At 31.4% G+C, this 21,780-nt stretch carries 25 protein-coding genes and 1 tRNA gene; 15 read left to right on the forward strand and 11 right to left on the reverse strand.

Annotated features, from left to right (window positions below):
* Nucleotides 1-96 precede the first annotated feature (96 nt).
* On the reverse strand, nt 97-420 hold the full coding sequence (locus Q0739_RS05530; protein WP_298237713.1) for a metalloregulator ArsR/SmtB family transcription factor: 324 nt from the start codon (nt 418-420) through the stop codon (nt 97-99).
* A complete protein-coding gene (locus Q0739_RS05535; RefSeq protein WP_298237714.1) occupies nt 410-841 on the reverse strand; it encodes an SRPBCC domain-containing protein in 432 nt (143 codons plus the stop codon). The genes Q0739_RS05530 and Q0739_RS05535 overlap by 11 nt, the downstream gene beginning before the upstream one ends.
* A 359-nt stretch (nt 842-1,200) precedes the next feature.
* Between Q0739_RS05535 and trxA the strand changes: the two genes are divergently transcribed.
* The 4 genes from trxA to Q0739_RS05555 all read left to right on the forward strand — a co-directional run bounded on the left by trxA (nt 1,201) and on the right by Q0739_RS05555 (nt 3,330).
* Nucleotides 1,201-1,518, forward strand: coding sequence for a thioredoxin (gene trxA / locus Q0739_RS05540; RefSeq protein ID WP_298237715.1), 318 nt, complete (start codon nt 1,201-1,203; stop codon nt 1,516-1,518).
* An 88-nt stretch (nt 1,519-1,606) separates the two neighbouring features.
* A complete protein-coding gene (locus Q0739_RS05545) occupies nt 1,607-2,149 on the forward strand; it encodes an ATP-dependent Clp protease proteolytic subunit (RefSeq protein WP_298237716.1) in 543 nt (180 codons plus the stop codon).
* A gap of 100 nt (nt 2,150-2,249) precedes the next feature.
* Nucleotides 2,250-3,179 carry a DUF58 domain-containing protein gene (locus Q0739_RS05550; protein ID WP_298237717.1) on the forward strand — a complete coding sequence of 310 codons (930 nt, stop codon included), beginning with the start codon at nt 2,250-2,252 and terminating at the stop codon, nt 3,177-3,179.
* Between the two features lie 77 nt (nt 3,180-3,256).
* Nucleotides 3,257-3,330 (forward strand) — tRNA-Asp (locus tag Q0739_RS05555).
* 236 nt (nt 3,331-3,566) lie between these two features.
* Here Q0739_RS05555 and Q0739_RS05560 read toward each other — a convergent pair.
* From Q0739_RS05560 to Q0739_RS05575, 4 genes are all read right to left on the reverse strand, one after another.
* Nucleotides 3,567-3,716, reverse strand: coding sequence for a PspC domain-containing protein (locus Q0739_RS05560; RefSeq protein WP_298237718.1), 150 nt, complete (start codon nt 3,714-3,716; stop codon nt 3,567-3,569).
* Between the two features lie 129 nt (nt 3,717-3,845).
* Nucleotides 3,846-4,994: a DUF2652 domain-containing protein gene (locus Q0739_RS05565; protein WP_298237719.1), complete on the reverse strand. Its 1,149-nt coding sequence runs from the start codon at nt 4,992-4,994 to the stop codon at nt 3,846-3,848.
* Nucleotides 4,995-5,105: 111 nt separating this feature from the next.
* On the reverse strand, nt 5,106-5,606 hold the full coding sequence (locus tag Q0739_RS05570) for a DUF4440 domain-containing protein (protein WP_298237720.1): 501 nt from the start codon (nt 5,604-5,606) through the stop codon (nt 5,106-5,108).
* Nucleotides 5,607-5,768: 162 nt separating this feature from the next.
* Complete coding sequence (locus Q0739_RS05575; RefSeq protein ID WP_298237721.1) at nt 5,769-6,794, reverse strand: LacI family DNA-binding transcriptional regulator; 1,026 nt, start codon at nt 6,792-6,794, stop codon at nt 5,769-5,771.
* Between the two features lie 151 nt (nt 6,795-6,945).
* Here Q0739_RS05575 and Q0739_RS05580 point away from each other — a divergent pair, with 151 nt between their 5' ends.
* From Q0739_RS05580 to Q0739_RS05605, 6 genes are all read left to right on the forward strand, one after another.
* On the forward strand, nt 6,946-7,992 hold the full coding sequence (locus Q0739_RS05580; protein ID WP_298237722.1) for a sugar kinase: 1,047 nt from the start codon (nt 6,946-6,948) through the stop codon (nt 7,990-7,992).
* 97 nt (nt 7,993-8,089) lie between these two features.
* Nucleotides 8,090-8,755 (forward strand): bifunctional 4-hydroxy-2-oxoglutarate aldolase/2-dehydro-3-deoxy-phosphogluconate aldolase, encoded by a 666-nt coding sequence (locus Q0739_RS05585; RefSeq protein WP_298237723.1) that lies wholly within the window; start codon nt 8,090-8,092, stop codon nt 8,753-8,755.
* A gap of 263 nt (nt 8,756-9,018) precedes the next feature.
* Nucleotides 9,019-10,032, forward strand: coding sequence for a LacI family DNA-binding transcriptional regulator (locus tag Q0739_RS05590; RefSeq protein WP_298237724.1), 1,014 nt, complete (start codon nt 9,019-9,021; stop codon nt 10,030-10,032).
* A gap of 404 nt (nt 10,033-10,436) precedes the next feature.
* Nucleotides 10,437-10,580 (forward strand): hypothetical protein, encoded by a 144-nt coding sequence (locus tag Q0739_RS05595; RefSeq protein WP_298237725.1) that lies wholly within the window; start codon nt 10,437-10,439, stop codon nt 10,578-10,580.
* Between the two features lie 112 nt (nt 10,581-10,692).
* Nucleotides 10,693-12,705 (forward strand): sensor histidine kinase, encoded by a 2,013-nt coding sequence (locus Q0739_RS05600; protein ID WP_298237726.1) that lies wholly within the window; start codon nt 10,693-10,695, stop codon nt 12,703-12,705.
* A gap of 8 nt (nt 12,706-12,713) precedes the next feature.
* Nucleotides 12,714-13,388, forward strand: a complete 675-nt coding sequence (locus Q0739_RS05605; protein WP_298237727.1) for a response regulator — start codon at nt 12,714-12,716, stop codon at nt 13,386-13,388.
* 261 nt (nt 13,389-13,649) lie between these two features.
* Here Q0739_RS05605 and Q0739_RS05610 read toward each other — a convergent pair whose 3' ends face one another.
* Nucleotides 13,650-14,138, reverse strand: a complete 489-nt coding sequence (locus tag Q0739_RS05610) for a DUF456 domain-containing protein (protein ID WP_298237728.1) — start codon at nt 14,136-14,138, stop codon at nt 13,650-13,652.
* 141 nt (nt 14,139-14,279) lie between these two features.
* Here Q0739_RS05610 and Q0739_RS05615 point away from each other — a divergent pair, with 141 nt between their 5' ends.
* The 3 genes from Q0739_RS05615 (at nt 14,280) to Q0739_RS05625 (ending at nt 16,640) form a co-directional block, all read left to right on the forward strand.
* Nucleotides 14,280-14,639, forward strand: coding sequence for a BlaI/MecI/CopY family transcriptional regulator (locus Q0739_RS05615; RefSeq protein ID WP_298237729.1), 360 nt, complete (start codon nt 14,280-14,282; stop codon nt 14,637-14,639).
* A 4-nt stretch (nt 14,640-14,643) separates the two neighbouring features.
* Nucleotides 14,644-16,062: a M56 family metallopeptidase gene (locus Q0739_RS05620; protein ID WP_298237730.1), complete on the forward strand. Its 1,419-nt coding sequence runs from the start codon at nt 14,644-14,646 to the stop codon at nt 16,060-16,062.
* Nucleotides 16,063-16,163: 101 nt separating this feature from the next.
* Nucleotides 16,164-16,640 (forward strand): hypothetical protein, encoded by a 477-nt coding sequence (locus tag Q0739_RS05625; protein ID WP_298237731.1) that lies wholly within the window; start codon nt 16,164-16,166, stop codon nt 16,638-16,640.
* Nucleotides 16,641-16,645: 5 nt separating this feature from the next.
* Here Q0739_RS05625 and Q0739_RS05630 read toward each other — a convergent pair whose 3' ends face one another.
* From Q0739_RS05630 to Q0739_RS05645, 4 genes are read right to left on the reverse strand one after another with little or no spacing between them, the layout of a single operon-like run.
* Nucleotides 16,646-17,380: a Bax inhibitor-1/YccA family protein gene (locus Q0739_RS05630; RefSeq protein WP_298237732.1), complete on the reverse strand. Its 735-nt coding sequence runs from the start codon at nt 17,378-17,380 to the stop codon at nt 16,646-16,648.
* Nucleotides 17,380-18,249 carry a hypothetical protein gene (locus Q0739_RS05635; protein WP_298237733.1) on the reverse strand — a complete coding sequence of 290 codons (870 nt, stop codon included), beginning with the start codon at nt 18,247-18,249 and terminating at the stop codon, nt 17,380-17,382. The genes Q0739_RS05630 and Q0739_RS05635 overlap by 1 nt, the downstream gene beginning before the upstream one ends.
* 54 nt (nt 18,250-18,303) lie before the next feature.
* On the reverse strand, nt 18,304-19,449 hold the full coding sequence (locus tag Q0739_RS05640; protein ID WP_298237734.1) for a glycosyltransferase: 1,146 nt from the start codon (nt 19,447-19,449) through the stop codon (nt 18,304-18,306).
* Nucleotides 19,446-20,420, reverse strand: a complete 975-nt coding sequence (locus tag Q0739_RS05645; RefSeq protein ID WP_298237735.1) for a hypothetical protein — start codon at nt 20,418-20,420, stop codon at nt 19,446-19,448. The genes Q0739_RS05640 and Q0739_RS05645 overlap by 4 nt, the downstream gene beginning before the upstream one ends.
* A 32-nt stretch (nt 20,421-20,452) precedes the next feature.
* Between Q0739_RS05645 and Q0739_RS05650 the strand changes: the two genes are divergently transcribed.
* Together Q0739_RS05650 and ruvC are read left to right on the forward strand one after the other, a co-directional pair.
* On the forward strand, nt 20,453-21,100 hold the full coding sequence (locus Q0739_RS05650) for an outer membrane beta-barrel protein (RefSeq protein WP_298237736.1): 648 nt from the start codon (nt 20,453-20,455) through the stop codon (nt 21,098-21,100).
* Nucleotides 21,093-21,650 carry a crossover junction endodeoxyribonuclease RuvC gene (gene ruvC / locus Q0739_RS05655; protein ID WP_298237737.1) on the forward strand — a complete coding sequence of 186 codons (558 nt, stop codon included), beginning with the start codon at nt 21,093-21,095 and terminating at the stop codon, nt 21,648-21,650. Before Q0739_RS05650 ends, ruvC begins: the two co-directional genes overlap by 8 nt.
* Nucleotides 21,651-21,780: the final 130 nt, after the last annotated feature.

Genomic DNA, 21,780 nt, shown 5'->3' on the forward strand with positions numbered 1-21,780 from the left:
TCATTTTGTAATAAAGCGTGAGAATCTGTTTGTTGGTAACCTAGGGTTTTAATTAACAGATTGTAACGTCGTGTCTCCTCACAATGACACCGAGTATTAAGCCTTACCATCCAAATAATCCCCCAAACTACTCAATTTATCATCCCAGAATTGCTCATAGAATTTAATCCATTTATTAACTTCTTGAAGTTCTTTTGGGTTGGCGTTACAGAAGCGTTCGCGTCCTTGTGCGTTAATGTAAACTAATCCTGCTTCTTCTAAAGTTTTAATGTGTTTGGTAACGCCTTGACGGGTCATGTCGAACTGATTTGAGATTTGTGTGATGGATAATGTTGAGGTTGCGATAACCAAGGCGTGAAAAATATCACGCCTTGTTGGGTCTGCTATGGCTTTAAAAAGTTTGGTGATTTTATCCTGCATTTACTGTTTCTTTTAAATAGCTAGTTAAACCATTAATACAATTGTCCCATCCGCCATTGAAACTCTCAAACATGGCTACTGCGGTTTCGCCAGCGTAGTTTGAAATTCCAGAATGTTCTAGGGTTAGTTTTGTGCCTTCAGTAGTAGATTCTAGTTCCCATTTTACTGTGGTTTCGGTTTCGGTGCCGCCAACAATCCAAGTGTAGATTAAGGTGTATGGATTTGCTTCTATAATTTCTCCTCCAATGGTGGTACAGCCTTTTTCGTTTGGTGGGGAAGTAAATAGGTATTTATATCCTTTTTCGGCTTTAAAATCGGCTGGTATAAACCATGTTGAGATTTCTTCGGCTTTTGAAATGGCACTCCAGACTTGGTCTATGGTGTGATTAAACACAACTTCTTTTTTGATTGAATCTTTCATAAGTATTCTGTTTTTTTTTGATTAACCTGCCTATCGGTAGGCAGATATGCAACTTTCTGGTTGCTAAATTAAGGTAAATAAATTTAATACGCAACTTTTTGGTTGCTTAACTAAAATTTCAATGGGTGTTCTGCACCCGCGCAAGGGATAGTAGTGAAAAGCCCACAGCCCGACGAAGGAGGTGCGAGGACTTGTAACGGATAGCCCGACCCTTGTGGTTGCGCCCAAAATAGAAACTAAATAAAACCAATTGATGCCATTATAGGGAAAACAAATTGTTGATTTGTAAGCTTTGGAATATTTTTTGACTAATTTTGTGTTATTAAAACGAATTAAAAACATATTAAAATATAAATATTATGGCATTAGAGATTACAGATGCAACGTTTGAAGAAACAGTATTAAAGAGTGATAAACCAGTTTTGGTTGATTTTTGGGCTGCTTGGTGTGGACCGTGTAGAATGGTTGGACCAATTATTGAGCAAATTAGTGATGAATATGACGGAAAAGCTGTTGTAGGTAAGGTTGATGTTGATGCGAATCAAGAGTTTGCTGCTAAATATGGTGTGCGTAACATACCTACTGTTTTGGTTTTTCAGAACGGTGAGGTTGTTGGTCGTCAGGTTGGTGTAGCGCCTAAAAATGCATACACAGATGCTATTGACGGACTTTTGTAGTAGATTATAAAAAGAAAATTGAAAAGGTTTGCCATTATGGTGAACCTTTTTTTATTTTAGATGAAATTTAAAATAAATAAGAATTAAGATGAGTAAGCCAATAAAAGTACAAGATGCTATTGATAGCAAATTAATTGAAGAACGCAAGGTGTTTTTGTGGGGTCAGGTAGATGATAAGTCTGCTAAACATGTGATTGATAGATTGTTGTATTTAGATGCTTTGGAAACCGCAGATATCCATTTATACATTAATAGCCCTGGAGGTTATGTAACGTCTGGATTCGCCATGTACGATTGTATTAAATCTTTAAAAAGTGATGTGTCAACTATTTGTACTGGGTTGGCGGCTTCGATGGGTTCTATTTTGTTATCGGTTGGTACTAAAGGGAAACGTTTTATCCAGCCCCATGCACGTGTTATGATTCATCAACCAAGTGGTGGTGCACGCGGGCAAGCTAGTGATATTGAAATTACAGCTCAAGAAATTTTAAAAACCAAAGAGTTAAGTGCTAAGATTTTAGCGGACAATTGCGGGCAGGATTTTAATAAAGTGATGAAAGATTTTAATCGAGACCATTGGATGGGTGCAGAAGAATCTGTGGCTTATGGGATTGTTGATGGGGTTATCTAATTTTTTAGAGAAGAGAAAAGAAATAAGGACGAGTTTTAGATTTATTTGAAGTCTTGTTTTTTGATTCTAATAACGAAATGGTTTAGCATCTTTTTATAAAATGAACTTACAAACTGAACTAAATAAAGCAGAAGGGTTTAAAAATCTTGAGCTACTTGCAAAACAGGTGGTTGAGGGGTTTATTTCTGGAATGCATAAGAGTCCGTTTCATGGGTTTTCTGCGGAATTTGCTGAGCATAAGATTTATAATCAAGGAGAAAGTACGCGACATATAGATTGGAAATTGTTTGCCAAAACGGATAAGCTATATACGAAGCGCTATGATGATGAAACGAATTTGCGTTGTCATATTATTTTAGATAATAGTAGCTCGATGCATTATCCGAAATTGGATACGTTTTCTATTGATAGTTTAAATAAAGTTGGATTTTCGGTGTTGGCAGCAGCGTCTTTAATGCAAATTTTGAAAAAGCAGCGTGATGCGGTTGGCTTAAGTATTTATAGTGATAATTATGATTATTATGCGCCAGAGAAGGGGAGTGAGCGTCATCATCAAATGTTGTTGAATCATTTGAGTGATGCCGTTGTATCGAAACCTGTAAATAAGCAAACTGAAACGTATAAATACTTGCATGAAATAGCAGAAAAGATTCATAGACGTTCTATGATTTTTTTGTTTACGGATATGTTTCAGACTTCGGAAGATGAGGTGAAGTTATTTGAAGCACTAAGGCATTTAAAATATAATAAACATGAGGTGATTTTGTTTCATGTGTTTGATAAAGCCAAAGAATTGAATTTCGATTTTGATAATAAACCAAAGCGTTTTATTGATGTAGAAACTGGTGAATACATTAATTTATACGCAGATAACATTAAAGAAAGTTATAATGATGCTGTTACTAATTATTTTACAGTACTACGTTTAAAATGTGCGCAATACAAGATTAAATATGTTGAGGCAGATATAAATAAAAATTTTAATTCAATACTTACTACCTATATGGTAGAGCGCCAAAAATTTGCTTAGAAAAATGTTGAAAAAAGACCTAAAAAGATTTGACATATAAAAAAAGGCGTGTATATTTGCAACCGCAATAATGCAACGGTCTGGTAGTTCAGTTGGTTAGAATGTCGCCCTGTCACGGCGAAGGTCGCGGGTTCGAGTCCCGTCCAGACCGCAAGATTGCTAAAAAGCTCTGAGAAATTAGGGCTTTTTTAGTATTAAGATGTTGTGTTGTTCACGCCAAAAGCGTGATGTAGTCTACTAAGTTAGCTTAGTAGCCAATGGAAAGCTTTCCTTTTTTCTTAATAGAAAATTGGGATGCTTTTTTGTTTTTGAGCGATTTATGTTCGGTCAATTTCTATTAACTACTTAAATAGTGATGAACAATTTATATTAGGAGCTTATAAAATTTTACTTAGAAAACATTTTAACCAACCAAAGAATTAAATAAAGCCCAATACCAGCTCCAAATACCAGTACTAATACTACAAAAGCAATACGAATATGTGATGTTTTCCATCCTAATTTACCGCTTAACCATTCAGATACTCCTAAAATCATAATTTTATTTTTTTAAATTCAAATATAAGGAATATGACAAATCACATAAATTAATTTTGAACATTTGTGCTTTTAATTTTCTTAAAAGGAACTTTGCAACTTCTATCCTTTAACTACAAATATCATAGTTTAGGTTGCTGGTTCCAATAGAATACCAGAAGAATGCTTTTTCCCTGAAGCTCTTAAACTTTGGCAATACTGATCAAGTTTATCTAAAGAGCCGCTATAAAATTGAACAAAACCTTTCTTATAAAATAAATTGTAAATCATTTTTTTAATAAGGTTCTGCTTTTGCATCGCAGTTAAATTGATTCTGGTAAGATTATTTCCTATGCGTTGAAGAGTTATAATCAAATCTGATTGTCCTGTATGATTTGTATCAATCCAAGTTATAAAGTCTTTGGTTATATCAAAATTATGTGATGTTAAGAAGGGATCGTTTTCATCACCATTCATAATGCATCTATGTGTACTTCCGTTTTTAGTAATCTCACTATTTGTTTTATCGCTGCCTTTAACATGAAGCACCCAAAGATGTTTTGCATGAGCATCTGAAACAATGTCAAAAACCAATTCTATTGGGGCATTTATGGTAGATTCTACAGCGAGTATTTTACTCATTTTTGAATCAGGAACATAATCTTCTAAAGTGGGTTCAGGAATATGTGATTCTAAGGGAGTTAATGATAAGTAACAGTATTTTATTGCACCAAAATCATATTCGTCTTGTCCTTTTTGTGGTTTTTCCCAGGCGACATGATCAACTTCAACCCAGGTTGAACACGCATTCATAAGTTGATTAGTAACTAAAACATACTCTTTTAAGGAGATATCATTCTTCATAAGGCGATGTGCAACAATCAAATCCTTTCCAAATAGTTTAGATCTTTCCTTTACTTGGTTAACAGAAATGTTTCCATAATGAATAATAAATTTCAAACTTAAACTATTAGCATTTATACAAGCACCGCATTGGCATATTCTTTGGGATTCATATTTTCTTAAGCAAAGATGAAATTTAACATACATTCGTTGCACTTGAGCAAGGGTTTCGGCGGCGGTAGGTTTTCTGCCTTTTCTGTAAAAAAGCACAGCGTCACCTTCAATTTCTGAAACTTCAAGATCAATTTCATTAGCATCAATAAGCGTTTCTAATAGTTCTTTTATTATATGTTCACTATGAGATATTTCGGTTTCGTGTACAAATTTAGTGAAGCCACTTATGTCAGGAATGAAAAGGAGTGTTGGTTCAGCTGCAGTGTTTTTTGTTGATGTCATAAGTTAAAAAGATTAAAGAACCTCTTGAAAAAGCTCTTTGGTTAACAAGGTTTTTGCTTTAATAACAAAACATGTCTGGTGAGTTCTTGACTTCCCTTTTTTAATATTATACTATTTCTCCTCTTCGTCTTGGTTTTCAGAAGAAGATGGTTCTTCTTCCTGTGGTGCTGGTAATGGAATGTTAGAGCTAAATATATCCCTGTCTAAATGCCATTTACCATCAATATTCTTCCAAATAATAATGTATTTGCCTTCGTCTAACTTATTATTACTGGCATCAAAAAGATTGTACGCACCTTCTTCAATAGCCGTGTTTTTGTAAGATTCAACATGAACCGTGGTTAAAGTCGCATGGTCAATTCCCATACCAAATACGCCATTCCAAAAGGAACCTATAGCTTCTCGTCCTTCAATTACTGGACTGTTAGCAGGGAATAATCTTCCGTTTTCCGTGTAAAGCTCACCAATGGCTTTTCCATTATGCGCATTAAAAAATTCAGCAAAAACTTTATTAGCTTCTACAATTTCATTTGTTACATCTTTTGATGTTTGAGAACAATTAATAATTAAAATCGATGCAAGCAGTGTAATGAATAATACTTTAGTTTTCATGTTCTTATGTATTGGTTGGTTAAAAAAAAATAACTTAGGAAAACTAACAAAGTAGAAAGGATGTTATAAATATAGTAATTTTTAAGATTTTGATAAAGTAAATAGCTTTTGTTGCTATAGAAAATAAGCCTATTAATTGTCTTAGGCAGTAATAATTCAATTTTATTTCAATCTAGAAGAATCTCTAATAACTAATTCCGCTTTCAAAATTATTTTATTTAAGGATTGATTAACGGTATCTTTTTTAGCGTGTTCTAAAAATACTTTGGCCGCTTGCTTACCTATTTCAGCACTGTGCTGATTAATACTTGTTATAGATGGTGTCACCATAGCAGCGAATGGTTCATTTCCAAAGCCTACAAGAGCTATGTCTTGTGGTAGTTTTATATTTCTTTCGTTTAAAACTTGTAAAGCACCTAAAGCAGCATAATCTCCAGCTACATAAACAGCATCTGGCCTGTTTTCTAGTGCTAATAATTGCAACATTTTTTCTCGACCATCCTCGGTGGTTAAGCTACTTTCAAGAAGCAGCTCATTATCTAGAGGAAGATTGTGTTTTTTTAAGGCATCAACATAACCTCGAATTCTATTATTAAAAATACGCGTGTGTTTATAACCGCCTATATGAGCAATACGTTTACAACCTTGTTGCACAAGATGCTCAACAATCATATGGCTACTATCATAATCATTAATCCCAATATAATCTACATTCAAATCATTTTCACCTCGGTCAAATAAAATAAGCGGTATGCCTTTAGATTTAATTTTTTCGAAATATTGCAAATCTACTGTTTCATTAGCCATTGATGCAATAATGCCATCAACCTGTGTAAATAATAAGGTATCAATATTGTTACATTCCTTTTTAAAAGATTCGCTCGATTGGGTAATAATAATATTATAGCCTTCATTATTTAAAATTTCTTCCATATTCTGAATGACAGAAGAAAAGAAATGGCTATTTGTACGGGGGACAATGACTCCTACTAGGTTGCTTTTTCCTCTACGAAGCGCACTTGCTAGATGATTTGGTTGATAGTTTAGATTTTTAGCAACTTGTTTTACAGCTTTTTTAGTCTTTTTACTTATTCTAGAATCATCATGAAGTGCTTTAGAAACTGCAGCCGGCGAGATGTTTAAGACATTAGCAATATCTTTTATGGTTGTTTTCTTTTTTTTTACCAATTTTTTATATATTTGCTTAAACGTTTAAACAAATATAAAACCTTATTCGTTATAATCAAAATAGTATTGGTTTAATAATATTTTGATTGTTTTTTGAGATTTATGGTTAAACGTTTAAGCAAATAATTAATTATTAAATAAAATAACTGAAATGGGTAAAGTAGTAACATTTGGAGAAATCATGTTAAGATTGGCGCCACAAGGTTTCTTGAGATTTTCGCAAGCCAATAATTTTGATGCAATCTATGGAGGAGGAGAATCGAACGTGGCAGTTTCTTTGGCAAATTATGGAGTAAACGTAGATTTTGTAACACGCTTACCAAAAAACGATATTGGCGAATGTGCCATGATGGAAATGCGTAAAAGAGGTGTTGGGGTAGATAAAATTGTTTGGGGTGGAGATCGTTTAGGAATTTATTTTTTAGAAACTGGAGCCGTATCAAGAGGTTCTAAAGTAGTGTATGATAGAGCGCATTCTGCAATAGCAGAAATTGAATCAGGTATGATTGATTGGGACGCAGTTTTTGAAGGCTGCGAATGGTTTCACTGGACGGGCATTACACCTGCAATTTCTCAAGGCGCTGCCGATGTTTGCTTAGAAGCGGTTAAAGCAGCAAGTTCAAGAGGAATAACTATTTCTACAGATTTAAACTATAGAGCCAAATTATGGAAGTATTGTAATGCAAATCATCGAGAAGCTGTCATGACAGAATTAACCTCGTATTGTGATATCGTTTTAGGAAATGAAGAAGATGCAGAAATGCATTTCGGTATTAAGCCAGAAGGAATTACTGTTCAGACTCAAGGTCATGACGTAAAGGCAGAAGCTTTCTTATCGGTTTGTGAGCAAATGATGGAGAAATTCCCAAGAGCAAAAAAAGTAATTACAACATTAAGAGGTTCTATTTCAGCTTCGCACAACACTTGGGCAGGCGTTTTATATGATGGAAAAACATTATTCCAAACGCGTCAATATCAAATTACAGATATTGTCGATAGAGTAGGTGGTGGAGATTCATTTATGGGAGGTTTAATCTACGGATTATTAAAATATCCAGAAGACGACCAAAATGCATTAGACTTTGCAGTAGCGGCGTCTTGTTTAAAACACACAATTAAAGGTGATGCAAACTTGGTAACTGTTGCAGAAGTTGAAAAATTAATGGGCGGTGATGCCTCTGGACGTGTAGCAAGATAATATATAAGTTTATTTGTTAAGTCTTAAGTCGTTTAGGAGATAAAACAGCTTAACAACTTTACGACTTAAGACTTAACGAATAAACATTTAAAATAAAATGGCACAGTTTACAAGAATAGAAGTAGCTCAAGCAATGAAAGATACTGGAATGATTCCTTTATTCTTTCATCAGGATATAGAACTTAGTAAAAAGGTGTTAAAAGCCTGTTACGATGGAGGTGCTCGATTAATGGAGTTCACAGCACGTGGCGATTTTGCTCATGAAGTTTTTGGAGAATTAACTAAGTATGCCGTGGCAGAATTACCAGGAATGATTATGGGAGTTGGCTCAGTAACAGATAGCGCAGCAGCGTCCTTATATATGGCTCTAGGTGCTAACTTTATAGTTACACCCGTTTTAAGAGAAGACATTGCAATCGCTTGTAATAGAAGAAAAGTATTATGGTCTCCAGGATGTGGTTCGTTAACCGAAATAGCTAGAGCCGAAGAGCTAGGGTGTGAAATTGTAAAACTATTCCCAGGAGATATTTATGGACCACAATTTGTAAAAGGAATTAAGGGGCCACAACCTTGGACAAGTATAATGCCAACAGGGGGTGTTTCACCAACTGAAGAAAATCTAAAAGGATGGTTTGATGCTGGTGTTACTTGTGTGGGTATGGGGTCAAAACTTATATCAAAAGCTATTATAGCTAATAAAGATTATAAAAAGCTTGAACAGGATGTTAAGCATGCTTTAAATATTATTAAATCTGTTCGTTAACTAATGATATAAAAAGCTTAAATTTATTAAGAGGCTGTTTAAAAAGGTGTCATTCCGAACAAAGTGAAGGAATCTTTCAAATTCAAGTTGTTGATTGTGAGATTACTTCGAAATCAAAATTTCTCGTAATGACATAGTAATTGTTACTTTTTAGACAGTCTCCTTGTTTCTTAGAATTTTGATGTTTCTATTTTTCTTCTACAACGTAAATTACAACAGGTATTTTTGTAAATTGCATAGCTTTTAAATATTGAATAATTAAAATGGTTACTTTAAAACAATTAGCAAAAGAATTAAATGTTTCTATATCTACAGTTTCTAAAGCTTTAAATAATAGTGAAGAAATAGGAGAAGATACAGTAAAGCGTGTTAAAGAACTTGCTAAATTGTATAACTATACACCTAATAAAGTTGCCCTAAGCTTAAAGCAAAACAAGACTAAAACAATAGGGGTTATTATTCCAGATATCTTGAATCACTTTTTGGCAAAGGTACTTTTTGGTATAGAAAGAGAAGCCACTCAACGAGGTTATAATATTATTACATGTATTTCTAACGAATCTCTAGAAAAAGAAGAAGAAGCACTCGATTTATTAGCAAATGGAAGTGTAGACGGATTTATTTTATGTGTTGCTGAAGAGTCACAAATTAAAAATGAAATAAACCATTTTAAGAGAACAATTGCAAAAGGACTACCTATTGTTATGTTTGATAGAGTTGCTCATGATGTTTTATGTGATAAGGTAATTGTTGATGATTTTGATGCAACATACAAAGCAACAAATAGTTTGATTGCAGAGCATAGAAAAAACATAGCCTTTATTAGTAGGATTGATGATATAAGCGTTGGAAAGTTAAGAGAACGAGGTTATAATAAAGCAATTTTAGAAAAAGCGATTCAGGAACCACTGGTTTTAAAGCTTAACAAAAAGGATGACAACCAACAAAAAATAAAATCCTTTTTTAAAAAGCATAAAAATATAGATGGGGTTATTGCTGCAGATAGTTCCTCAGGTATAATTGCTATTAATACGGCATTAAATAAAGGTCTTAAAGTTCCTAAGGATGTTTCAGTAATTGGTTTTGCAAGTAAATCTGTGTCAGAACACTCAATTCCTAGATTGACAATTATTAGGCAACATGCAAAACAAATTGGTGCTAATGCAGCCGATTTACTTATTCGCAGATTAGAAAAAAAGTACGATGAAGAAATAGACTTTAAAACCAAAATAGTTAAAACAACTTTGGTTAATAATAAGTCTACTTTGAAACAATAAATTTATTTTACCACAAAATAGGGTAAAGTTCTAATAGGAAGAGAATAACTATTTTTGTAAGAAATTAACCGTATTACCGTTCGTCGATACTTTTAATCGATAAAAAATGCATTTCATCGATTATATTCTATCCTGAAAGTCTCATTAACCTAGTTTAGTAACCTCTTAGCGAGCACTATTATTTTCCCCTCAGCGAGTTAAGAAAATTAATCCATTTTTTGACTGTAAAGTCAGATTCCCTCAAAGTTTAAAATAAAAAAAATCTGTACGCCTTTATGCGTTCGATTTTAAAGTTAATTATCCATTTTTTCCCTCGTCTAAGGTTTTGATTTTCAAAGCCTCTTAGATAGAATTTTAATATTTAATAATTAGAAAAAATAAGTTTAACCTTAAAATCGAATAATATGAAAGCCCTAAAAGTTACATTACTATTTGCTGTTTTTTTTGCAGCTTTAACATCATGTACTAAGCAAGACTTAAATGAAGATGATGTGTTACAAGACGAAACTCAAGTTATTTATAAAAATGGAGATGTTGTGCATAGATAAAATATAACCTTAAATTAAAAAATATTAATGCCTCTATCATAAGATAGGGGCATTCTGTTTTAATAAAATTAAAAAATTATAGATACATTTGATTAATAATATTTCGATTGTATTGAAACATAAATTTTTTATTCTATTACTATTATTCTCATCTGTTTGTTTTTCTCAAGAAAAGACTAACATAGTTATTGACAGTATTAATCTTTATTTATCTAATGTAAATAAGAAAGCTGATAATGATTTTGAATCGAGTTTAGTTAATTTATTAAGAGCTAAAGAACTTTCTGAAGAGTATAATATAGATTCTCTTATAATAAAAAGTAATATAGCATTGTCTAGTTTCTATTTGGATAATGGGAATGATAAATTGTTTCTAAGTTATGGCCATTCTGGGTTGAAATTGGCGAATAAAATTAATGATTCTACTTTATTGGCTTTGATTAACAAGAATTTAGGTTATTATTACTATGATAAATCTATTGATAGTGCTTATTACTATAATAATAATGCAGAGAAGTTATATAGAGGTCTTAAAGACAACTACAATAGAGCTGTTGTGCTTTTGGATATAGCCCTTCTTCAAAAAAATGATAAAGATTATACAGGTAGTGAATTAACTTCAATAAATGGATTAACACTGCTAGATAAATTATATGAATCTGAAAATGTCAAAAGGTATAAATCCTATTTTTATAATAATCTTGCGATCTTGTTTAAGGAACTCAGCCAGTTTGATGAGTCTATAGATTATAACTTAAAAGCCTTAAACTTATTAAGTCAATTGCAAGGGGAAAATAATGCGTTAATTGATGGGCAAAAAAATAATTTAGCTAATGTATATAATAGTTCAGAACAATATACTTTAGCCAATGACTATTATCTTCAGATTTTAGAGAATAAAAACTTGATTAATGAACGTCCAGGTTTTTATGCATTAGTTTTAGATAATTACGCGTATAATCTTTTTTTATCGAATAAAAATAGCCAGCTACCCAATCTATTTTTGAAAGCCTTAAAAATCTGTGAAAGCATTGGGGATGATTATAAGTCAATTGTAATCAATCAACACTTGGCTGAATATTATAATCATATTAAACAAAAAGATTCAGCAAAATATTATGCTTATCGCGCTAAAGAAATTGCTGAGCCAAATTTCACTGATGATCTTTTAGAGTCATTATTAGTTTTGTCTAAGATTGAAGATGATAGTATTGCTGTAAAATATTATGACGCTTACATTAAGCTTAATGATAGTATAATAAAAAATGAAAGATCAATAAGAAATAAGTTCACCAGAATTCAATACGAAACAGCAAAGATTGAAGAAGAAAACATACAAATAGCAAGAGAACGTCTATGGCTTCTAATAATTTCAATTGTGCTTATAATCGCTTCTTTTTTAATATATGTTATAATCAATCAAAGAAATAAAAATAAAGAGCTCCAGTTTGTGCAAAAGCAGCAAGAAGCTAATGAAGAAATTTATAACTTGATGCTCTCCCAAAACGAAAGCATAGAGGAAGCAAGAACTCTAGAAAAACAGCGTATCTCACAAGAATTGCACGATGGTGTTTTGGGACGTTTATTTGGAACCAGATTAAGCTTAGACAGCTTAAACATGAACCCTTCTCCAGAAGCTATTAAAACGAGAGGTCAATATATTGATGAACTAAAAACGATTGAGCAAGATATTAGAAAAGTATCTCATGAGTTAAATACCGATTTTGTGTCAGGTTCTGGATTTATAGATATTATAAAAACCTTGATAGAAACGCAAACTAATGCTTATAAATTAGAGTATAAAATAGATTACGCCGAAACCATAAATTGGGATAATGTTTCAAACAAAAAGAAAATTCATATTTACAGATTGCTACAAGAGTCCTTACACAATATCTATAAGCATGCTAATGCAACATATGTTAAAATTAGTTTTAAATTAAAAAATAATGTAATTTGCTTAATCATTGAAGATAATGGATCTGGGTTTGATGCAAACAAAGCGAAGTCTGGCATAGGTTTAAAAAACATGAATGCTAGAATTAAAGAAATAAATGGAAAAATAGAGATTACATCAGAAAAACAAAAAGGAACACAAGTTAGCATAGAAGTCCCAATACTCTAACAAAAATTATGACCGAGCATATTAAAATATTAATGATTGATGATCATCCCATGATTATTGAGGGGTATCAAAATACCTTACAATTCACAAAGAAAGACAATCAAGAACTAAAAATAGATATTGCTAATAATTGCGACGAGGCTGTTGCTTTTATGAATAAATCGGTTGAAACAAATATGCCTTATAATGTTTTATTTGTTGATATAAGTCTGCCTCCTTCAACAGATGGTGCGATGAGTTCTGGTGAAGATTTGGCAGAATATGCTAGAGAGGTATTGCCAAATGCAAAGGTTATTATTTTAACCATGTTTAATGAGTCTTTCAGAATTCATAATATCATTAAGAACATAGACCCAGAAGGGTTTCTCATAAAAAGTGATTTAACCTCCAGCGAATTAGCTAGTGCATTTCAAGCTGTTTTGTATAATCCACCATTTTATAGTGGTACCGTAAATAGTCATATAAGAAAAACTATAACCAGTGATATTGTTATAGATGAAAAAAACAGAAAGATATTACATCTATTATCTCAAGGAGTGAAAACTAAAAATTTAGCCTCTCATTTAGATATGTCTTTAAGCGCAGTTGAAAAACGAAAAAAACAACTTAAAGACTTATTCGAAATTGAAGATGGTCAAGACGAAACCTTGTTAAATGAGGCTAGAAAAAAAGGTTTTGTTTAAAAATTAATCACAAAAAGTCCTTATTTGTTAAATATTCAATTTAATTCATTTTTTTTCTCGACGAAAAAGGTTGTTATTCCTATATACTACCATTTAACCGTAACACTATTACGGTTTTTCCACAGTTAAAAGATAAAAAAAACTACTATTTTTAACTTCGTCAACACTTCAATTTAGTTAATCCCTCAAATTATTTGTTGATAATAGCAATTTACAATGGCCCTGTGGAGGTGAGAGACCCACAGGGCTCTTCTTTTTATATCATTTAGCGTGTTCTATAATAATACCTATAAATAACCCTAAGTAGATTATTGCTACTACAAACTTTATAAAAGTTGAAGTTAAAAAACCAATAAAAGATCCAAAAGCAGCTCTAGTAGCCACTTTAGAATCGTTTTTATTTATAAGCTCACCAATAAGAGCTCCTACAAAAGGTCCAATTATTATTCCACCAGGAATAGGTAAAAGCAAACCAACAATCAAACCAATAGTAGTGCCAATCATGCCATATCTCGTACCTCCAAAGCGCTTAGTGCCAATAGCAGGAATTACATAATCTAATAACCATATAAGAATAGCGATTATTAATGTAATAATTAAAAAGGGCTTGTTCATTGGTATAGTATCTGTAAAATGCAAAATTAAAAGACCAATCCAACTAGTAAGTGGCCCAGGTAAAACAGGTAAAAAACTACCTATAATACCTAAAAGCATCATAAGTGCTGCAATGATAATTAAAATGATATCCATAAATATGTTTAAGTTATATACTAGCTTAGACTAAATATTATGCCAAATGTTACATTTTTAAACTAAAAAATTAGTTTAAACTAATTTTTTAGTTATATTTGTTGAACTAAAAGTTTAGTTGAATAAGAAAATCTAATAAAAATGAAGCAACTTACTAAGGCTGAAGAGGATATTATGCAAATTCTTTGGCAGTTAAAAAAAGCCAATGTAAAAGCAATTATAGCACAACTTCCAGAGCCAAAACCTGCATACAATACAGTATCAACAATTGTTAGAATTCTAGAAAGCAAAGGCTTTGTTGATTATGAAAAGGCAGGCAAAGGACATGTTTATTTTCCGCTATTGGAAAAGCAGGACTATAGTAATCAGTCTATAAATAAACTGGTTGATAATTACTTTCAAGGTTCTTTTAAAAGTATGGTGTCTTTTTTTGTAAAGAAAAACGATATGGATATTAAAGATTTAGAGTCTGTGTTAAAAGAGATTAATAAAAAAGATTAGTAGTATGTTACATTATATAATTCAAACCATAGCATTTCAATTATTCTTTTTAATAATATATGATGCGTTCTTAAAAAAGGAAACATTTTTTAATTGGAATAGAATCTATCTATTAGGTACAGCATTATTATCTCTTATAATTCCGTTTATTAAATTAAATAGTTTGAAAAACGTGATTTCTCAAGAATACATTATCAGTTTGCCAGAAATTATTATCGGCGCAACAAACCAAGCTGAAGTAAATTCAATTCAATTATCACCTATAGTGATTGCTAATAAATCATTTTGGTCATGGGAACTACTCTTTTATTTGGGTTTAGGGATAGCGGCTTTGTTTTTCGTTTTTAAACTGGTCAAAATTTTGATATTACTATATCGTAATCCAAAACAAAAGGACGGTAATTTGTATATCGTTAGTTTATTTGGGAGCAATACGGCGTTCTCTTTTTTTAACTATATATTTTTAGGAGATAATCTTAAACAGGAAGAAAAAGAAGCTGTATTAAGGCATGAAAAAGTTCATGCAAAGCAAAGGCATACATTGGATTTATTATTTTTCGAGTTTTTAAGAATTCTATTTTGGTTTAACCCGCTAGTTTATATGTGTCAAAACAGAATCATGTCGCTTCATGAATTTATTGCAGACGAACAAGCCGTAAAAAATCAGAGTAAAAACCAATATTATCAGAACTTATTATCTCAAGTATTTGAGACTAAAAATATTTCATTCATCAATCCATTTTTTAAAAAATCATTAATCAAAAAACGAATCGTTATGTTACAAAAATCAAAATCAAAACAGATTAATTTAGTTAAGTACTCATTGTTAATTCCAATGGTATTTGGAATGTTAGTTTATACCTCATGTTCTAGTCAAACTAATGAAAAAGAATTATCTATTTCAAATCAAATAGAAATACTAAAATCAATGATAAAAGAGAATAAAGGAGTTGTTAGTGAAGCTGATAAAGCAGAACTCTTTAAACTAATTAATGGAAAAGAAATAGGACAATGGAAGGTTGTTGAGGGTGTTTTAAACCCTAATGCAAATGAAGTCCCATTTGGAGTTATAGATCAAGTGCCTCTATTTCCTGGTTGTGAAAACTCACCAGCAGATGAACAAAAGAAATGTATGGCAATGAATGTTTCAAAACATGTTAACTCGAATTTTAATGTAAAGCTGGCTAATGAATTAGAATTATCAGGTAGACAGCGTATTAATGTTATTTTTAAAATAGATATAGAAGGTAATATTAAAGATGTTCGAGCCAGAGCACCTCACCCTCAATTAGAAAATGAAGCTATACGAGTTATTAAAACACTCCCCAAATTTACACCAGGAGAGCATAAAGGAAAGAAAGTAAATGTCCCTTATTCTTTGCCAATTATATTTGAAATTGCAGAAGAAAAAACAAAGAATTAAACTTCTTTCGTTATTTATAAACCGGAGTGATAACTTCGGTTTTTCTTTTTTAGATTTTATAGAACCTAAAAAAATTGTACTTTTCGGTTTCAGTTAAAATCATGAGGTATTTTTTAATTTTTATATTTTTTTTATCACTTGTTTCTTGTGAATATTTTAATGTAAAAAAAACATCTTCCGAAGCCATTTTAAAAGAAGAATTGCAAACGTTTAATTGGAACGAGGTAGATGCTTATCCCAGTTTTTCTGCGTGTGACTCTATATTAACTAAGTTGGCTGGAAAGCTATGTTTTGAGCGTATTTTAAGAATGCATATAATGACTAGTTTGCTAAAAGAAACTATAATTGTCACACAAGATATTAATGATACTTTGAGTCTTGAATTTATAGTTTCAGAAACGGGCGATTTAGCACTTATGCATGTAAAAGTAGACTCACTTACAAGTGCAGAAATACCGAATATTTTAGATTTACTCAATAAAAGTTTAGATTCACTACCTAAAATATTTCCAGCTACTAAGCGTGGGCAGCAAGTTAAAACAGAATTCAAGTTGCCAATAATTATTAACGTTAAGTAAGATTGTTAAAATCTAATAGCCAACTTTTTCATAAGCCTTAAAACTTCAACATATAACCAAACTAGTGTAACTAAAAGGCCCCAAGTAGCAAGCCACTCCTTATATTTTGGAGATTTGTTTTTATGTCGTTCAATAAAATCGAAATCTAACAAGAATGATAACGAGGCAAAAATAGCGGCCAGTATATTAAAAATTATAGCAGGCCAAGAGGTGCCCCAAATAAAAACTTTAATCCCGAAGAAACTTAATATCCATGAAATAATATAAATCATAAATATACTAGTTACAGCGGTAATTATAACGCTTCTAAGTTTTTTGGTAACTACAATAATTCGTGTTTGATATAGTAGCAGCATTACAACAAAAGTAACAATAGTTATACCAATAGCTTGATATGGGAAATTAGGAAATTTAGCATGTGCATATGCCGATATGCTTCCAAGAAAAAAACCTTTTGCTATAGCGTATAATGGAACTAATATATGTGCCCAATGTTGCCTAACAGAAATTATTAAACTAATAATAATTGACGCCAACAAACCACCCATGGAATACCATTTTACGTTTATTCCATCACCATGAAGTTTCCAAATCCCTATAGAAATAATAACAATAATACTAATTGAAGCTAATGATTTAAGAAAAACACCAGAAACGGTCATTGTTTTTGGCGTGTTATTTTCTTCATAAAAAAAATAATTGGTAAAAGCAGGATTAGATGTTTTTTGAAGTAAATTCATTATAGGTTAAACTTATATCCAGCAGCAAAATTTATTGGAAAATTATCACTATTATCAACAAACGCAGAGAATAGTTCATTGTAAATAAAGGAAATTACGCTGGAGTCAGACAGTTTTATATCGCTACCTATTCCGAAGATAAAAGGAACTCTAAAGGCATTACTTTTAATAATCATTTCACTGTCATCTACCGTTATAGTATTTTTTGAAATAGTATAGGTCGCAAATTGTGAATTTACGTAAATATTAAATTTTGGTTTATTTATAAAGCGATACCTGTATCCTAACGCAAGAACAGTTGAAACATATTGGAAATCGTCACTTTCTAAAGCATGCTCAATACTAAAAAAACCAGATTGTCTTGGCAATTCCTTTTTTTCAAATGCTTCTAATTCAACAGTAAAATATGGTACTTTGGTATTGTTTAGATTTTCGATAAAAGGATGATTCGTAATACCTCCAAATATACCCAATCGTACTTGAGTTTTTACTCTTTCATCTGTGTAAGCGTACCTTGCATGCCCAGTGGAGTTATAAGCTTTAATAAATTTTTTTAAGCTATAACGGCTAAAACCAACTTCGTCTGTAGACATATTAGAGCTTTTTGTTAAATCGCTTAAAGTCTCTCTGAACTCATTGAAGTAGGTGTCATCTTCGTCTTTGGTGTTAATTAACTCTGTTAAGTTTTCATCGTTGTCTTTAATGAAAAAGCGGTAGCTATCTTCTAGTTTTAAAGAAAGTAAGTCTAAATCACCTTCAACTTCTAGTTTTAAAATTAATGTTTCGCCATTAACCATATAACTTTCTTGAGCTAAGATGCTTTGGGAGTTAATTATTAAGATTAGCAGTAAGAGGAAAAGTCTTTTCATGCTATTTTAAGTTTTGGGTATTTGTAAATCTACTAAAAATAAATGAGATTCGGGCTATTTTTTAAAGACCCTACCTTTCCATTTGTAACTTCTAAATAATGATATAAAGGCAATATAAACAGTGAAAAAAGGATATATAATAAAGCTAAAAAAGAAACTCTTTAGCACTCCTTTTTGATTAAAAAATGTAGCCGATTTATAAATTAAAAAGAAATCGATATTAAATTTAATAATTAAAATATACAAAAATACTTTCGGGCTAATCTCGTTAAAAAGCATGAGTGTAAATGTGCTTATTATTAAACCATTCATAGCAAGAACAATTAGTCCAGTAAGCTTGCTAAACCAGTTGTTATAAGCTTTAGCTTTTGATGCCCATCGTATACGTTGCCTAATAAGTAAAGACCAACTAGATTGGGCTTTTGTACAAACAATACTTTGTTCGCATTTCAAATAATTTACTTGGTTTGGGTAAGCTTTAACGGCTTTTTCTAGTAGAAAAATGTCATCTCCACTAGCAATAGTAGTGTTACCTTGGAAACCGTTTAATTTAAGAAATAATTTTTTTTTATAAGCCAAGTTAGCACCATTACACAAAAAAGGTTTTTGTATCCCAAAACCACCTATGGTAGCACCTTGAAGACTTAAAATGTCTAGCGTTTGAAACCTATTTAAAAAACGATTTTTTGTAATATATTTTACTGGGGCTACGACGCATTTACTCTGGGTATTTTGTATAAACTCATCAAAGCTGTCTAACCAATATTTTGGCAGAATACAATCGGCATCTGTGGTTACTATCCAATGGTATTTAGATTTATTTATAGCCGAGGTAATAGCATCTTTTTTTGGCGAGTCTGTATGTCGCTCATTCTTTATTATCCTGATGTTTGTCCCAGTATTTTCATTTTTTTTCGAGATTGTATCGATAACGTTTTCAATAATTCCTGTGGATTCATCTTCAGAAGCATCATCCACAAAAATAATTTCATACATGCCCTTCGGATAGTTTAATAAAGCTATTGACTCTAATAAAACAGGTAAATTTTCAGCTTCATTTCTAAAAGGAATAATGACTGAAAAAGTTGTTTTGGGTGTTATATCCTTTAAATGAAACGTGGCTACTTTATTAAAACCATAAACGAAACTTCCAATAACAATCAGGTATAAAATGATGATGATTAAGTAAGCAAATATCATATTTTAACGATGTCTTTTGGGAGTTTAAATTTTAGGACATAATAACTTCCAAAAACACTTGGAAGCACAAAATTAAGCAACCACATAATCGTTATGATACTTAAAATAATGAGTTCATTAACACCTAAATATGCAAATAAGTAAACTGCCACACTCCCTTTAATAATAACATCTAAAATAAAAATGGATGGAATAATAGATGCTAATAGATACATTGTTGTAATAGGAACCATGGCATCAAAATAGTCTAAATTCACTTTAAAAATTAGCAATAGAAAATAAAACTGAAATGAAAATATAATGTATCTAGCTATTGAGAAAGTAAATGCTTTAAATAAATAATCCCTTGATAAATTTAAAATATAATCTATAATTTTTTTTAACGAATAGCCTCGGATAGTAAATGACAGTTTGTTAATAAAAAAACGAATAATAATTCCTGTTAATAATACGCCAGCCACAAGTATTATAATGTTTGTATGATTTATTAGTAATTCATAATGGTAAGCAAAAAGAATAAGACCTATAACTCCAAAGATAGAAGTAGTAGCCATTTGCATTATGTTTCCTATTAAATTTAACAATACAATCTGTTTTCTATAACCTGTTCTGTAGTACATAGCTTTTGCACCATATTCTCCAACTCTATTAGGTGTAAACAATGAAGCTGTAAGAGATCCAAGACATTGTTCTAGTGCTTCAAAAAATGTAATTTTTTTTACAATAAAGGTTAAATGTTGCCATTTTAAGATTTCGAAAAACCAATTAAATATGGTTAAAAAGAGTAGAAAACCAATGTTTTTTAGTGAAAAATCATCATTTTTAAACAAAAAATCAGTAAAAATAGAAAAATCAAGTTGGGTGTTAGTTTTTAATTTATGTATTATAAAATAAAAAGCACAAACAACAATACTCATTTTAACAAGTACAAGAAAGAATTGTTTAGATTTGTATAGTAACGCGTTTTGCATATAGAGTTACAAATTAAATCATTATAAATGTTATGACCTCAAATTTTAGTACCTATAAGCTTACAATTTTTATTTTAACCTTCTTTATAATTGGATTTTCTGGATTTTCTCAAAGAGACACCAGTACTTTTAAGGCTCAAGTAGCACTGGGAGTTAATAGTCCATCTAGTGATGGTTTTGTGGATGGTTTTGAAGGGAAATCGTTAAATTTCCCAACTGTTAACTTAGGTTTACAATATATGTTTAAGCGGAATTTAGGCGCAAAATTAGATTATAGTTTTAGCCGAATTTCAAACGAAGATGCAACGCCAGAATTCAAGCTTAATTATTCACGAATAAATGCTCAACTAGTTTACGACACTAGTCGAATACTGAGTTTTTTACCATCTCGCATAGGAACCTTTATACATGCTGGCCCTGGATTTTCAATGATTAAACCATTAGGGAATTTTGGGCAAAATGATGTATCATTTTTAAATATTATGGGTGGTATGGAATTCCATTATGGTATCTCCGATAAACTGTCAATGTATTTAGATGCATCATATATGTATGCGTTTTCAGATGGTTTTGATCCAATTTCAGAAGGTTTTGGATCTTTCAACGGAGATTTATTAACCATAACAATTGGCGTTTCTATTTCACTAAGCGGTTGTTATTATTGCGAACAAGATGACTAAAGAACGTATTATTTTAGGGATAGACCCAGGAACAACCATTATGGGGTTCGGACTTATAAAAGTAGTTGGTAAGTCTATGCAATTTGTGCAATTAAATGAACTGGATTTAAAAAAATATAGTGACCACTATTTAAAATTGAAACTAATATTTGAGCGTACTATTGAACTTATCGATACACATCATCCAGACGAAATTGCAATTGAAGCACCTTTTTTTGGAAAGAATGTACAAAGTATGCTGAAGCTTGGTCGTGCGCAAGGTGTTGCTATGGCAGCAGGCTTAAGTAGACAAATACCAATTACAGAGTACTTACCAAAAAAAATAAAAATGGCAATTACAGGTAATGGTAATGCGAGTAAAGAGCAGGTTGCTAAAATGCTACAAAGTTTATTAAATCTTAAAACTTTACCGAAGAATTTAGACGCCACTGATGGTTTAGCGGCTGCCGTTTGTCATTTTTATAATTCTGGCAAAGTTACGGTTGGTAAAAGCTATTCTGGATGGAGTGCTTTTGTGAAACAAAATGAAGATAAGGTTACAAAAAGTTGATTTGTTTAGTTGTCATTCCTGCGAATACAGGAATCTACTTTTAAATTATTAATATGATTTATTTAAGAATTGTTTTATTACTCCTTTTTGGTTTAGAATTATAACAAACAAAATTTAGCGTCAATTTTAA

The organism is uncultured Algibacter sp., from assembly GCF_947487605.1.
GTDB lineage: Bacteria > Bacteroidota > Bacteroidia > Flavobacteriales > Flavobacteriaceae > Algibacter_D.

Coding starts and splice junctions, on each gene's coding strand:
- Q0739_RS05530 (WP_298237713.1), bottom strand. CDS start 420: ATGCAGGATAAAATCACCAAACTTTTTAAAGCCATAGCAGACCCAACA.
- Q0739_RS05535 (WP_298237714.1), bottom strand. CDS start 841: ATGAAAGATTCAATCAAAAAAGAAGTTGTGTTTAATCACACCATAGAC.
- trxA (WP_298237715.1), top strand. CDS start 1,201: ATGGCATTAGAGATTACAGATGCAACGTTTGAAGAAACAGTATTAAAG.
- Q0739_RS05545 (WP_298237716.1), top strand. CDS start 1,607: ATGAGTAAGCCAATAAAAGTACAAGATGCTATTGATAGCAAATTAATT.
- Q0739_RS05550 (WP_298237717.1), top strand. CDS start 2,250: ATGAACTTACAAACTGAACTAAATAAAGCAGAAGGGTTTAAAAATCTT.
- Q0739_RS05560 (WP_298237718.1), bottom strand. CDS start 3,716: ATGATTTTAGGAGTATCTGAATGGTTAAGCGGTAAATTAGGATGGAAA.
- Q0739_RS05565 (WP_298237719.1), bottom strand. CDS start 4,994: ATGACATCAACAAAAAACACTGCAGCTGAACCAACACTCCTTTTCATT.
- Q0739_RS05570 (WP_298237720.1), bottom strand. CDS start 5,606: ATGAAAACTAAAGTATTATTCATTACACTGCTTGCATCGATTTTAATT.
- Q0739_RS05580 (WP_298237722.1), top strand. CDS start 6,946: ATGGGTAAAGTAGTAACATTTGGAGAAATCATGTTAAGATTGGCGCCA.
- Q0739_RS05585 (WP_298237723.1), top strand. CDS start 8,090: ATGGCACAGTTTACAAGAATAGAAGTAGCTCAAGCAATGAAAGATACT.
- Q0739_RS05590 (WP_298237724.1), top strand. CDS start 9,019: ATGGTTACTTTAAAACAATTAGCAAAAGAATTAAATGTTTCTATATCT.
- Q0739_RS05595 (WP_298237725.1), top strand. CDS start 10,437: ATGAAAGCCCTAAAAGTTACATTACTATTTGCTGTTTTTTTTGCAGCT.
- Q0739_RS05605 (WP_298237727.1), top strand. CDS start 12,714: ATGACCGAGCATATTAAAATATTAATGATTGATGATCATCCCATGATT.
- Q0739_RS05610 (WP_298237728.1), bottom strand. CDS start 14,138: ATGGATATCATTTTAATTATCATTGCAGCACTTATGATGCTTTTAGGT.
- Q0739_RS05615 (WP_298237729.1), top strand. CDS start 14,280: ATGAAGCAACTTACTAAGGCTGAAGAGGATATTATGCAAATTCTTTGG.
- Q0739_RS05620 (WP_298237730.1), top strand. CDS start 14,644: ATGTTACATTATATAATTCAAACCATAGCATTTCAATTATTCTTTTTA.
- Q0739_RS05625 (WP_298237731.1), top strand. CDS start 16,164: ATGAGGTATTTTTTAATTTTTATATTTTTTTTATCACTTGTTTCTTGT.
- Q0739_RS05630 (WP_298237732.1), bottom strand. CDS start 17,380: ATGAATTTACTTCAAAAAACATCTAATCCTGCTTTTACCAATTATTTT.
- Q0739_RS05635 (WP_298237733.1), bottom strand. CDS start 18,249: ATGAAAAGACTTTTCCTCTTACTGCTAATCTTAATAATTAACTCCCAA.
- Q0739_RS05640 (WP_298237734.1), bottom strand. CDS start 19,449: ATGATATTTGCTTACTTAATCATCATCATTTTATACCTGATTGTTATT.
- Q0739_RS05645 (WP_298237735.1), bottom strand. CDS start 20,420: ATGCAAAACGCGTTACTATACAAATCTAAACAATTCTTTCTTGTACTT.
- Q0739_RS05650 (WP_298237736.1), top strand. CDS start 20,453: ATGACCTCAAATTTTAGTACCTATAAGCTTACAATTTTTATTTTAACC.
- ruvC (WP_298237737.1), top strand. CDS start 21,093: ATGACTAAAGAACGTATTATTTTAGGGATAGACCCAGGAACAACCATT.